This window comes from Bdellovibrio sp. ZAP7, from assembly GCF_006874645.1.
GTDB lineage: Bacteria > Bdellovibrionota > Bdellovibrionia > Bdellovibrionales > Bdellovibrionaceae > Bdellovibrio.
Map to the genome: position 1 here is coordinate 2,646,136 of NZ_CP030082.1, position 12,472 is coordinate 2,658,607.

17 protein-coding genes are annotated in these 12,472 nt (G+C 44.5%); 9 read left to right on the top strand and 8 right to left on the bottom strand.

Annotated features, from left to right (window positions below; genetic code table 11):
* Window positions 1-25 precede the first annotated feature (25 nt).
* Window positions 26-937 carry a GTP cyclohydrolase FolE2 gene (gene folE2, locus DOM22_RS12745; protein WP_142700740.1) on the bottom strand — a complete coding sequence of 304 codons (912 nt, stop codon included), beginning with the start codon at window positions 935-937 and terminating at the stop codon, window positions 26-28.
* Between the two features lie 80 nt (window positions 938-1,017).
* Between folE2 and DOM22_RS12750 the strand changes: the two genes are divergently transcribed.
* The 3 genes from DOM22_RS12750 (at window position 1,018) to DOM22_RS12760 (ending at window position 2,694) form a co-directional block, all read left to right on the top strand.
* Complete coding sequence (locus tag DOM22_RS12750; RefSeq protein WP_142700741.1) at window positions 1,018-1,587, top strand: nucleoside triphosphate pyrophosphatase; 570 nt, start codon at window positions 1,018-1,020, stop codon at window positions 1,585-1,587.
* An 18-nt stretch (window positions 1,588-1,605) separates the two neighbouring features.
* Entirely contained in the window at window positions 1,606-2,010 is a 405-nt protein-coding gene (gene cdd, locus DOM22_RS12755) for a cytidine deaminase (RefSeq protein ID WP_142700742.1), read from the top strand.
* 171 nt (window positions 2,011-2,181) lie between these two features.
* Window positions 2,182-2,694, top strand: coding sequence for a hypothetical protein (locus DOM22_RS12760; RefSeq protein WP_142700743.1), 513 nt, complete (start codon window positions 2,182-2,184; stop codon window positions 2,692-2,694).
* Between the two features lie 43 nt (window positions 2,695-2,737).
* On the opposite strand, the gene DOM22_RS12765 is transcribed toward DOM22_RS12760, so the two are convergent.
* The 7 genes from DOM22_RS12765 to DOM22_RS12795 form a co-directional block, all read right to left on the bottom strand.
* Window positions 2,738-3,175 (bottom strand): hypothetical protein, encoded by a 438-nt coding sequence (locus tag DOM22_RS12765; RefSeq protein ID WP_142700744.1) that lies wholly within the window; start codon window positions 3,173-3,175, stop codon window positions 2,738-2,740.
* Window positions 3,176-3,199: 24 nt separating this feature from the next.
* Window positions 3,200-3,625 (bottom strand): hypothetical protein, encoded by a 426-nt coding sequence (locus DOM22_RS12770; RefSeq protein WP_142700745.1) that lies wholly within the window; start codon window positions 3,623-3,625, stop codon window positions 3,200-3,202.
* Window positions 3,626-3,777: 152 nt separating this feature from the next.
* Window positions 3,778-4,242, bottom strand: coding sequence for a hypothetical protein (locus DOM22_RS12775; RefSeq protein WP_142700746.1), 465 nt, complete (start codon window positions 4,240-4,242; stop codon window positions 3,778-3,780).
* Between the two features lie 10 nt (window positions 4,243-4,252).
* Entirely contained in the window at window positions 4,253-5,116 is an 864-nt protein-coding gene (locus tag DOM22_RS12780; protein WP_142700747.1) for a hypothetical protein, read from the bottom strand.
* Window positions 5,116-5,883 (bottom strand): TIGR02147 family protein, encoded by a 768-nt coding sequence (locus DOM22_RS12785; RefSeq protein WP_142700748.1) that lies wholly within the window; start codon window positions 5,881-5,883, stop codon window positions 5,116-5,118. Before DOM22_RS12785 ends, DOM22_RS12780 begins: the two co-directional genes overlap by 1 nt.
* 260 nt (window positions 5,884-6,143) lie before the next feature.
* Window positions 6,144-6,539, bottom strand: a complete 396-nt coding sequence (locus DOM22_RS12790) for a hypothetical protein (protein ID WP_142700749.1) — start codon at window positions 6,537-6,539, stop codon at window positions 6,144-6,146.
* 9 nt (window positions 6,540-6,548) lie between these two features.
* On the bottom strand, window positions 6,549-7,622 hold the full coding sequence (locus DOM22_RS12795; RefSeq protein ID WP_168196651.1) for an endonuclease/exonuclease/phosphatase family protein: 1,074 nt from the start codon (window positions 7,620-7,622) through the stop codon (window positions 6,549-6,551).
* A gap of 464 nt (window positions 7,623-8,086) precedes the next feature.
* Here DOM22_RS12795 and DOM22_RS12800 point away from each other — a divergent pair, with 464 nt between their 5' ends.
* The 6 genes from DOM22_RS12800 (at window position 8,087) to DOM22_RS12825 (ending at window position 12,472) form a co-directional block, all read left to right on the top strand.
* Window positions 8,087-8,587 carry a hypothetical protein gene (locus DOM22_RS12800; protein ID WP_142700751.1) on the top strand — a complete coding sequence of 167 codons (501 nt, stop codon included), beginning with the start codon at window positions 8,087-8,089 and terminating at the stop codon, window positions 8,585-8,587.
* Window positions 8,588-8,659: 72 nt separating this feature from the next.
* Entirely contained in the window at window positions 8,660-9,598 is a 939-nt protein-coding gene (locus DOM22_RS12805) for a hypothetical protein (protein ID WP_142700752.1), read from the top strand.
* A gap of 9 nt (window positions 9,599-9,607) precedes the next feature.
* Window positions 9,608-10,546 carry a hypothetical protein gene (locus DOM22_RS12810; protein ID WP_142700753.1) on the top strand — a complete coding sequence of 313 codons (939 nt, stop codon included), beginning with the start codon at window positions 9,608-9,610 and terminating at the stop codon, window positions 10,544-10,546.
* A gap of 10 nt (window positions 10,547-10,556) precedes the next feature.
* The gene (locus DOM22_RS12815; protein ID WP_142700754.1) at window positions 10,557-11,501 is read left to right on the top strand and encodes a hypothetical protein; all 945 of its coding nucleotides are present in this window, start codon (window positions 10,557-10,559) and stop codon (window positions 11,499-11,501) included.
* Between the two features lie 37 nt (window positions 11,502-11,538).
* Window positions 11,539-11,952 (top strand): hypothetical protein, encoded by a 414-nt coding sequence (locus DOM22_RS12820; RefSeq protein ID WP_142700755.1) that lies wholly within the window; start codon window positions 11,539-11,541, stop codon window positions 11,950-11,952.
* A gap of 16 nt (window positions 11,953-11,968) precedes the next feature.
* Window positions 11,969-12,472: a hypothetical protein gene (locus tag DOM22_RS12825; RefSeq protein WP_142700756.1), complete on the top strand. Its 504-nt coding sequence runs from the start codon at window positions 11,969-11,971 to the stop codon at window positions 12,470-12,472.

Here is a 12,472-nt window from a genome sequence, read left to right on the forward strand (position 1 = left end):
TCTGACAATGATTATCAGTTAGATTTCAAAATGTACGTAATTTTTTCCCGGCAGAAATATGAGAGACCGCGTTGTGAGGGTGCAAACTCTCAACATGGCTGAATTCAGCCACATAATCCAGAATATCACTCTCTTTATCCAAGGCCTCTTTCGCACGACGAGCTGCGTCCTCGCAGAACATCAAGTTCTGTCCGTTACGAAGGGCGAACTCCTGCTCGTCCTCACGCTTTACCGCACCTTGAACTGCTGTCTGCAAAGCTTCCTCGATCACGTCGATGATTTTTGCGTAGTTATAGTTCGGGCCGACTTCGATTTTCACGCGGGCAAAACTGCGTTGGGCATGCGGAGTTGCCACGATCCCTTGAGTTGTTCCCAACCACTGGTGAACAACGTCAAAATCCAAGGACTCACTGCCAAACTGCTGTTTGAAATTATCTTGAATCAACTGGCGAGAGAGCGCCGCTGATGCAGGACATGTCGAAGAATAAGTAATGACGGCTTCAACATAGTATTTCTTTACACCGTTCTCGTTGAAGGCAGAAAGAACCACCGGGTACGAGCGCCAAGCCTGGTTGGCACTCTTTAAAGCTTTACGCACCAAGGGAGCTTCGAATTGCACCTGCACCAAGGCTTGTGTGGAAAGGTCTTCGTGAGTTTTCAAAAACTCGTCTGTCGCCTGACCTAAAAGCCCCAGGGACATTTCATTTTTAGAAAGCGTTTCCTGAGTGATCAAATACAAGCGTGACATGTGGATGCCACGAGAGGGTTTTTTATCCAGGCTGACTTTCGCGTCGGCGCGCGCAGGAATGCGGTACACGCCATCTGCTTGTTTCAGCATAATTGGAAGTTCGATGGAACCCATACCCACCCAGTCAATGGGAGCGAATTTTTCTGTATGAGTTTCTTTAGCGACGTCTGGAAGATGTTTGTTCGTCATGGTCAGCCTTCTACCGCAGATTCCCTGTAAAGACTCTGTTTTTATAGTTTTTACAGCGAAATTGAAATATAACCGATAACATGAAAAAGCAACTGATCCTGGCTTCAACTTCCAAATACAGACAAGAACTTCTCTCTCGTTTAGCTGTGCCTTTTCAAGCACAACCACCCCTTATCGACGAAGACAAAGAAAAGGATCCATCATTGGCTCCCCGCGCGTTGGCAGAGCGTCTGGCTTACCTGAAAGCCGCTAGCCTTAAAGGCGAAGGCAAAGTCGTGATCGGCGGTGATCAGTTGGTGTCCTTCGAGGGGCGCATTATCGGGAAAGCCCACACGCGCGAAAAAGCCATTGAGCAGCTTTTAAGCATGCAGGGCAAAACCCATGAATTGGTCACGGCCATTTGCGTTTTCGACGGTGAAAAAGCGATCCCCTACACTGACATCACGCGCATGCACATGAAGTCCATGAGTCGCGAACAAATTGCCCGCTATGTCGACTTGGATATGCCAATTGACTGCGCAGGGAGCTATAAGATCGAAAAGCACGGAATCATGCTGTTTTCTAAAATTGAAAGCCAAGATTTTACTGCCATTCAAGGATTACCCTTGATTGAACTGTCAAAAATATTAGAGACTACTAGTCCGCTTTAAGGCGAACAGGAGATCACTATGAACGACATGCAAAAAAAACTCTTTGATGCTGCAGCAGTTGCCCAGAAACGTGCCCACGCCCCTTATTCAGGCGCGCATATCGGTGCCGCGGTTTTGATGGCTGATGGTCAAATTTTTAACGGATGCAATGTCGAGAACGCTTCTTACGGTGGGACTGTTTGTGCAGAACGTGTTGCTCTTTGGAAAGCCGTCAGTGAGGGCGCTTCCAAACAAGTTAAAGAAGTGATGGTTATCAGTGATGCTGACAAACCATGGCCACCTTGCGGTTTCTGCCGCCAAGTGATCGCGGAATTTGGCAGTGAAGACACCAAAATTTACACGGCCAATCTGACCGGCAAAATGAAAGAATTTAAATTCTCCGAAATTTTCCCAGAGGCATTTACGCCAAAACATCTAGATTAGTTTTCACGCAGAAAATCCCGGCAACAACCGGGATTTTTAACATCAAGTTAACGTTTCCTAGTTGTTCAATTTATCAGACGATATCCTTCGAATTTCTCTAATTTACACCAGGCATCATCGGCTTTAAAAACCTCTCCATAACGTACCACTAAAACGTATATGGAGATTTCAATGAAAAAAGTCCTCTTCACTTTGATCGCAGTTCTTCCAGCAGTTTCTTTCGCTAAAAAGATCGATTCTTCTTTGGCATCCCAAGGCAAAATCACAATCAAATCTACGACTGAAGTGAAAGCCATCACTTCTGAAGAAGCCGTAAAAATCGCTTATGAAATTTTCGCTAAGAAAAACCCATTGGTGATCAATGAAGTAAAAAGAGTTCAAGAAGTTGTAAAAGAAACTGATCCAAACGTGTGCGGCAAACTTGATGCAGTAAAATACCTTGCCCTGACTGACTGGGGTGGTGGTCGTCCTTCTGTCGACGGTGAAATCGGTGGCGACACAAACTATATGGTGATTCAACCCGTTTCTTGCGATGGCGTTGGCACAGGTTTATACGCTGGTGTAGCAGACAATGCGATCATTGCAATTACAGTTGAAAACACCATTAAAGACGTCTTCAGTGACGATTTGAAACAAGTTTTGACTGTGACGATTCAAGGCAAAGGTCAGATTTCAGTTCAATAAGAACTCGAATGAAAAAGCCCGGTCACCCGGGCTTTTTTTTTATCTAAAGAAAGTGGCAAGCCATAGGCTCACTGCTGCTGCCCGAAAGATCTTTGGGAATTAATGTCCCCGAGAACGCATGGTCATAGTCATACCAATTGATATCTGAATACAAATGCACGTCCAGAACTTTAACTCCCAGTTCGGCTTGGTCCCAAGCCAGAGAAAGAATACTGGAGCTCGCACGAATGACATGGATATTAAATTCCTCGCCATAACAACCCGCACATTGCACAACTACTTTGTCGCCCTCCTCAAAGAGTTTTGCCATATCACCAGCATAAGGTTTGGCTGACTCAAAGATCATGTACTTATTCAAACTGTCGTTCTCGCAGTAAAGACGTACTGGCTGACCTTTAACCGGCTCGCGCAGCACTTCACGGGATGCCCACACGTTCACACCCGACAACATCACCAATAAACTTACAATTAATTTTTTCATTTTCAATTTTCCTAACGTTTTAATTTAGAAGCAGTGGCCGGGATAAAAACTTTGATCACAAATCACGGTTTCGTGGCTGATCAATTTTCCCTGCGGATCGCGAACGATAAGTTTTGCGGCAAAGATATCTTCTCTGCCAACATTTCCACATTCGTCGGTTTGCGCACGATCTACGATTTGTTTTTTCTTACCGACAATTTCAATCGAAACGGCCGTTTTAGGATTTTCGGGTTTCTCAGAGGCATAGTCCGGCAAAGTCTTGCTAGCATATTCGACGGGCATCAGTTTGTCTTCGCCGTTAACTGCATCATATTGCTTTAAGAAGGCCTGGCCTTTGCTGATCTCGATAATTCCATAAGCATCGGTGCACGAAAAGCCGTAGGCGCCCGCGTGCGCGAAAGCTCCCGTCATCATCACAGCCATTGCTAAAATCATATTCATTGTTTTCATTGAAATCTCCTTTTGATGAACTTGTTTTACAAGGAGATGAAGAGAAAAAGCCAAAGATGCGAGATCAAATCGCGGCAGATTTGCCGCAACGGTAAAAAATAAAAAACCCCGTTTTGTGACGGGGTTTTTCAAAATTCTACGTTTTAAAAGTCTTATTGATCCAAAGAGAAATTACAAATGACATCCGTGAACTGGCTCTGTTGATCCGCCGGGAAGCCAGGACCGCGCCATACGCGCATTTCATTTCCTGGTTGCTTCACGCGAGCGGGATCGCGAAGAGTCGCCACCAAGTCACCATGATAATTGATGCCTTTGTACATAATCCACACCGGATTGTTCATCGCTTGATAAGCCGCCAATCCCACCATCGTGTTGTTGGTATCGCCACCTTCAAAGTATTGAACGATTTCAGATTGTTGCAGTTTATAAGAAACTTTCTCAACACCTTTGTCAGCAATCGTCACACTACCACTGTGGGCTTTGCCAGTCGTTCCTTCGGTCGTGATTTCAACGATCACGATTTTCCCCTGGTAAGTCTCGCCCACACATGCGGTGTAAGCAAAACCTTGAGAAGTCATCATCACAGCACTTAATAAAATAAATAACTTCAGTTTCATATTCGTATCCTTAAGGTCTTAACCAAAAAATAATTTCTACGCCGCCCACAAGCAATTTGCCCGAAGAAGCACATGCACCGGTCTGCGGGCCCAAACAGCGGCCCCACTCTGGTTCATATGTCAGCTGTCCCAAATTGTTGCCCGCTTGATCCGTAACCGCTATTTGAAAGCGATGAAAAGTTCCACGGGATCCAGACGATGGCGGAGCCGTCAAAGAGCTTTTAGCAATGATCACCTTACGGTAGTCATCCCCACAGTCGCCTTTTGTTTCGACCATCACCATCTCTTCTGTTTTTGCTAAATTGAACGAGGTCCCCGCAAGTGTGCAGGCACCACTGTTGTATACCAGGTTCAACATCAGGTAATTAACGGGGTTTAGCGGATTCCACCATTTGGAAGGGTCATAGTTTTTCACTGGCAACAAAGCCACAATCGGAGCCGACACCTTATATTGAGTATCGTCGATACCCATAATCCACAGATATTCATGCAACACAAACGTGTAACGATGAAGGGTTTCTGTTTCGACGCGGTTTTCACGCCACATGCGACGATTGATCAAAATCAACTTTTGCTCGGGCTTATTGATACCTTCCACTTCACGTCCGTCTTCATAATAAAGAACGTCTTCACTGCGAACAGTGGTGGTTTCAATCGCACCGATCAGGGTTTCAATTTTAAAACCCTTCAGTTCTGTGCTGGGCAAAGTTTTAAGATGCTGGACCAGATCTTTTGCGGTCATGATAAATTCTGCCGCATAAGAATCGCCAGCATTACCGTGATCCCACCCTTCTCTCATCGGTCCAGCCTCTGCGGTCGCGAACGAGAAAAGAAGAAGCACAGTCATGAATTGCGAGGTGATTCGCTTCTTCATTATTGGTTCTCCTGACTTAGAGGAAATAATTGAACGTTCAATCTGTAAACGGAATCGCGGGGACCGACTTCCAGAAAGGCCGACAGCCTGCGCCGGAAATCCTCGATCAAGCTTTTCGCTTCACCGAGTTTTTTCTTATTAATAGCCATAGTGATACCGGTGATATCACGTTGCTCGACTGAGTGCGCTTCTAACGAGTCAATCGCTCTTTGGATAAATTGACGATGGCCTTCACGGATTTTGGCACTGGGAATATTTCTTGGCGTCGACATGTTGTTGCCCGTCAGTTTCCACTGAGTGGTTTCTTTAGAAACCAGACCCAACTTTTGCAACCGCACCAGGCATTCTAATGCGACTCCCAAAGGAATATTCAAACGCTTGGCAATCGACGTCGTATCTGTTTTCGCTTTCGGAAGCTCTAAAACCGCAAGAATAGCAAAATGCTCCCACGAGCTGATCATTTCAGCCGAATCTAAATCGATATCAGAATAAGCTTGAGGAGTTTCTTCGGCACCCAGAACACCCATTAAAAGTTTTTGCACTTGCAAGGGTTCATGGATCTCCAGACGGTCGATAATCTTCATCGCCATCTTGGTGGTCATGGGACGTTTGCCGCGCAAAAGAGCTGACAACGTGGAAGAATCCAAATCCAAAGACTTGGCAAAGGCGCGAAGCGAGTAAGATGGATTCTTACGACTGCGTTCAGCGAACACGGTCTGCAAATGATTGATGAGCATGGGGATGCTTTTAGTAGCGATTTGATTCATTTTCCACTTATTTTGCCGCAAGATGCGGCATTTCTGCCGCACATGTATTTTTTAGCCAGTAGGACTAACATGCCCCCACAGGAAAGGGGCACATATCGTTTCCGCTCGGAAATCACCTTCACAAGCTGAAACGATATGCACGTTTCCATACAGAATATGTATCAACAGATTTTGGTGGATGACTAACTTTGGAGCCGCAAAGTGCGGCAAAACTGCCGCAAGGACAAGGCAGGAATGGCGCCCGATCGACGCCACAAGAATTAAGGAACTAAGTCACAGCCACCGTAAACAATAACTTGGTCTTTGGCTGTTTTCAAAAGGCCTGCGTTTTCATAGGTGCGGCCGGTGTTTTCATCGCGGCCTGGTTTTCCAAACGCCACTTCCAGGATCACGTCGTCTTCAGCGATATCGGAAACCTTCATCGACAGGGCACCGTCTTTAATAAAGGATTCAGTGACGTATCCCATCACTCCCGGAGTTGTATAGTGCTCGTAAGTCACCATGTCGCCTACTTGGCCTATTTTTTCACCTTTAGCTAAAACCACCATACGAATTGTGGGATCAGTAAAAAGACAAATCAAAGTAGGCTTGCCAGCCTGGGCTGACAGACAAAACAAGGAGATCATCAAAGATGCTGCAACAGAAGTCAGTTTCACTGTGAACGCCTATCTATATAAAGAGAAGTATTTAAAGAACACGCCTTGCTGAGTAGCCATCTGATTCTTTAAAGTTTTAAGAGCCGCGATATAGTCTTTTAGATCGCGCTCGTCATTTTCATCGACCAGAATCTGCGTCGCTTGAGTCAAAAGCATCATCACGCTTTCACGGCGTTGATACATTTGCTCGGCCGTCAAAGTGCTGCCACCCTGTTCAAGATTGAACTGCACGCGCAAGCCATAGTGATCTGACAGTGGATCACGCAAAGGACCGCGCATATTGATTTCACCCGCTGTCGCCTTGATACGAGTGTCTGCCCCGCCTGTATTGGATACAAATATATAGTCTAAGATATGATCACCGGGAAGCCAGCTGTATGGGTTGTTTGCGCAGTAAGTGCAGTATCCTTTTGGGTAAGCTCCGCCCAACGTTTCTTGATAAGAATCGTGCAACCCCATCACCGCCATCATCAGCTGTCTTTCAAAGGAATTTTCATCCGCATTGAAATCGCCTGACATCAGCATCTTTAAATTCGGGTTCTGTAAACGCCAGTTTAAGATATCCAGAATTTGCGTGATGCGGATTGCAGAACTTGTGGGATGCAAGTGAGCATTGACGAAGTAAAAGTCCTCACCCATTTCAGGCAAGCGAGCTTGCACCACGTGAAAGGCCTTTTTAACGCCGAAGGTTTCGCGCACTTCATCCAGGAGGCCCCCCAGATTGTTGATGTTAAACTGATAAGTCCATGTGCCTTTGATCTCGCCGTCGAACATCGACATCACACCGATTTTATTGTCACGATTTGGCGAACTGATGGCGTAGTTATATTTTAGGGCGTTTTCAATTTGATCAATATTGGAATCATTCCAGACTTCTTGAAGCTGAATCACTCCACAACGAGGTGCCGCTTGCAGCAAAGAGCCGATCCAATCCATGCGCTCAGTGGTGTTAGGAGCATAAAGTGGTCCATAGGCATTGAAGTTCTGCATACAGAAATGCGGAGCCGTTGCCGACATCGCCATTTCTGCGCGTGCCACTGACAATCCCGCCAATACCAAGATCAATCCCAGAACGGTTCTCATGAACGCCCCCTCCGCCTTCTGATATTCCAATTTGAAATCCATTTGGAAGGATCAAAGCGTATGCGCATCTCCTATATGGAATCGATAGAAAACGCACTGAGTTATCCTCAACTCAAACCAGATTGCTTTTACGTAACAAAGATCACTCTATGATAACGAATGTGACGAGATCTGACCTCAGAACGTCTCTTCGACAGCTCGTCCCTAAAAATAGAAAAGTGATCCCCTAAGTATTTTTTACCCGGCATCAAAAAGTTCACGATGGCCACAATTCTTGAGTATTCAAGCACTTCCCATCCGTTGTTAACGGCAACCACCACCTTATGTTTACAAGTGGGAATCGCAAACCGCTCCCGTGGCACTCGAGTTGCTTTGTAAAACACTGAAAGCAATTTCAAAACAAAAAAGAATAAAGAGGTCCGGCAATAAAACCGGAAATCAAAGAGCAATAAAAGGGAGATAACATGAAAAAGGTAATCGCAGGTCTTTTGGCAACGACAATGATCACAGGTATGGCAGCAAAATCTTTTGCAGCAGACTCTTCAGCTCCATCATCAGCTTCTGCTGAGTTGAGCAAACAAGAGTTGATCTTGAAAATCCGCCAAGCTCAAGCACAACTTGAGCAAATCAATAAAGAGATGGAACAAGCAACTGACAACGGTCAACAAAATGCGACTGTAAACTCGGTAATGCGCCTTCTTGAAACTTTGGTTACTGGTTTGGGCGGTAAAGACATCGCTTTCGCAGCCGTTGAAAAAAACAAAGGCAAATTGAGCCGTGGTATTTCTCAAGTAATCGTAGGTGGCGCAACTCTAGTGGCTCACCAAGCGTACTTGAAAGAATTGGCTGAAAGACGTCAAACGACTTCTGAAGCTGAACTTACTAAGCAACGTGATGAAGTTAAAAAGACAATCTCTAGCTTGCAAAGCCAACTTGCAAACTTGATCGCTGAAGCGAACAAATAGTTTTAAGAACACAACGGGGTGGAACTTTCACCCCGTTGGATTGTTAAAATTATTAATAAAGTGGGATTTTTTATGAAAGCATTTTTCAAACCTGTACTAAAAGCAGTTCTGGCAAGCACACTGGTTATTAGTTCTTTAACTGTACCGGCTCACGCTGACGAATTAAAAGACTTGCCATCAGAACACCTGGCGTTTCGCCTTAACAACAACATCCAAGCCATCACAGAAATTCAATACAGAACAGAGTTGGTAAATCGCCACATACTGGCTCTGCAATCCAAATCCACAATCTACTCTCCTGAATCTATTTATCTAATTACCGGTTTCATCGCCGGATTGACAGGACTTACGATGGGAGTGTTGAGCTATGGAATCGAAACGGAATCATATAAGTATTTCCATATGCAAAAAACAAAAAACGACTTCTACGCTTTGCTTTCTGAATTAAAAGCAAAACTTAAGCAGTGCGCAGGCAGCTGTCACGCCGAAGATGTCAACCGCGAGCTGTTGATTATAAATGAAAAAATGAAATGGACGGCGATGACCATGCTTGATCACCCCATTTCCTTTCAAAGTGATCTTCGTGAGGAAATGCTAAAAAAAGTAGGTTCCTACGTTGAAGCGGCAAAATCTGCCAAACTAAATGTAATTAACGAAAAGATCTGGAAAGCATACGTCTCTAACACTGAAAAAGCTATAAAAGCAGAACTACGCTCCGGCCAAGCCGCAGCGACGATCGCTAAACTGGAAGAAAAAGTAGCCAGAAAAAAGTTTTCAAAATTTAGTTTGATCACTGGCATTGGCCTGGCAGGAACAGCTGCAGCAGCCTATACATGGAACAATATCACAATGACTGAAGATGAAATGGAATGGATTCGTATTCAATTTCCTCAGCCAGATGTCGACTCCAATTTGACGAGCTCATTGGAATACAACCTCTCATTAGCTGAGAGATTGGAAAAATTAGATACTGAAAACATCGAAATCAACGCACTTTTGATGGCGAAATAGAGGCAAGCAATGAAAGCACTTTTCAAACCCGTCCTAAAAGCAGTTTTGGCCAGCACCCTGGCAATCACCTCCATGACGGTTCCCGCACTTGCTGCCGATTTGAAAGACATGACGGCCAACGAACTGTCAGAGCGATTGAATGGCAATCTGCAAAGAATGACAGAACTTAAGTATCGCGCCGATTTGGTCAGCCGCGCAGTTCACGCGGAGGACAACAATTCGGAAATATATACGAAAGACACCGTCTATTGGATCACCGCACTCAGTTCCTTTTTAACGATTTCGGTGACAGGCGCAGTTTACCACGAGTGGGACACAGACCCCCATCAACTGACTCGCATGAATGAGAACAAAAGAGAAATTTTTGCCAAGCTTTCTGAGCTAAAACATAAACTGAAACAATGCGCCGGCCGCTGCCATGAAAATGATATTCGCCAAGAAATGAGCTGGCTGAATCAACGAATGAAAATGACGGTTTTAGCTCTAAAAAATGAACCTGTTACATTAAGTGGCGATCTTCGCGGCGAAATGCTGGTTCAAACTGATAGATACCTAAAGATTCTTAAAAAAGCCAAATTTTCGACAATGGATGAGAAAATGTGGAAGGCTTACCTGGAAATCACTGAGAAATCTTTAAAAACAGAACTAAGTGTGGGCAAAACCGCAGCGGTTATCGCTAAGTTAGAGGAAAAAGCGGCACGTGCGCGTTTCAAAAAATTCGGGGCGCTGGCAGGAATAACAGCAGCGGGTGCTGGCACTGCGGCTTATTTCTGGATGAAGTCTTCTATGACTGAAGAAGAATTGAACTGGATTGACAGTACATTTTCAGCTCCCAATCTCCAGGAAAAATATGACAGCAAGATTGAGTTCATTCTAAATGCAACAACAGAAGTCGAGCGTTTAGACATCGAAAACATCGAAATCAACGCTCTTTTAACGACAAGATAAAGGCGGAGTTATGTTCGCGAAACCCTTTCAGCAAATTTTCGGATTTATCTTGGGCGCCATGCTGCTATTTTCGAATATGGCATTTGCAGAAGGTTCGCAGTGTTCATCCGTATTCAATGAATCCACTGTTGCAGGTGAACGCGGTACAGATTTGAAACCCCTGGAATGGCTTCGAGGTTTGAAACAAAAGTTTATCACTTCAAAAGTCATCAAAGAATTCGATCAACTGAAATACGAAGAGCACTTTAATGAAATAAAAAGCCGCGACTTAAAAGTCGAAGAGGGCTTTGTGCCTAAGACTTTGGAAGAATCCATCGCTTACCTCGATGTGCAATTAGAGTCTTTGTCTATTTCAGTTGCAGAAATGCCGCCGGTGATGAGAACCAAAGCCTATAAAGCCGTCCAATCCATTTTGAAATCGAATGGTAAAAATGCCCAAGGTACGGCTTCAAAACTTGCAGATATTATCTTTCGCGGGAACTTTCAAAAACCGACAAGCTTTGCTTATCTTTTGACTCACTCACCTTCGCAAGCCTCGCGCGAGATGTTTGTACAAAACCTGGAATCGATCGCGGTCACGCAAATCGTTCTGCAAGCTTATGATTTCAATCCGGGGCCGCAAAAACCCGGTCTTATGTTTCGCATGACTCCGCAGTTTTTACGTAATCACAAGGAAGCAATCTCGACAGGCTTCTGGTCTGCAGTCAGCGTTGCCTCCAGCGTTCACATGGGCTCTGCGGATGGATTGTTTTTAAGCCCGTTGAATGTTTTTAAATTGAATAAAAACAGAAACATCATCGAGGGATCTTTTGTCAGAGATGGATTTGAAAACACGCTGGTTAAATTGGAACCAGAATTTCAAAGCAAGAACCAGTTCAACTACTTCTACTCAGTCGCGGTGAAAGCCTGCAACTGGTACATCATTGGGTCATTAGCTCTGATTTTCGTTCAATAAATTGAAACGAGTTACGTAATTAACAAGAGAGAGAATTATGAAAACTTTCAAAAAGACATTTATGAAATTCATATCCGCCGCAATGGTTGTATCCACTACACCACCGGCTTTTGCACAAGATGCCAATCTATCGCTATTGGAAATCGATGCAAAGATTGAAAGCAATCTTAACGCAATTAAGGATGCGAGCGCACGCCTGACATATCTTAATTCAGCCATTGCAATGATTAACAAGAAAACAAATGCGGCCGAAAGAAATACATTTTCCAAAACTGTCGCTTATGCAACAGATCCCGCAATAGCTCTTTCTATCGCCGGACTTGCAACCCTTGCCACGGCAATTCCGAATATCGACGTGTCTTCATCTGATGAAATAACGTCGATCAAAAGCGCGATGCACGAGTACCGCTGGTACCTGGAAGAATCCACAAAAAAAAACCAACGATTTTGATACAAGAATTAGATATGTGACAACAAATACTCCGCAAATTCGCGAACTGGAAGATAAAATCGCAAGGCTGCAAAAGCAGTTCAGATTCGCTATTGAGAGTGTGGGCCAGGCTCCGCTCGAAATCACTAAATATGCAGATGGCACTAACAAATTTATCTTAAAACCCCAGCAACAAAAAATTCTAAATTACTATTCGGCTATTGCTGAGTCCCGAGTCCACCAAGTTGTGGATGCCAGACTGGCAAAATTGGAGAAAAAAATCGCCGATAGTCACTCAGGTGGAGTGCGTAAAATGGTTCTAGGTGGAGCTCTCCTGATTGCCGGTGCGGGAGTCTATGGCTATAAATTTGTAAAGAGTGACCAGGAACTTGAAGACTATACGAATCTTATCGCTTCAATGCCCAAAGAGAGAGCCGATAACGCGGTAGAGGGTTTGTTAATGGAAACGTTCGATTTATCAGATAAAATTGAACGTCTATCGATGGAAAACATTGAGCTTTCGGCCCAGCTTCCTAAGTAA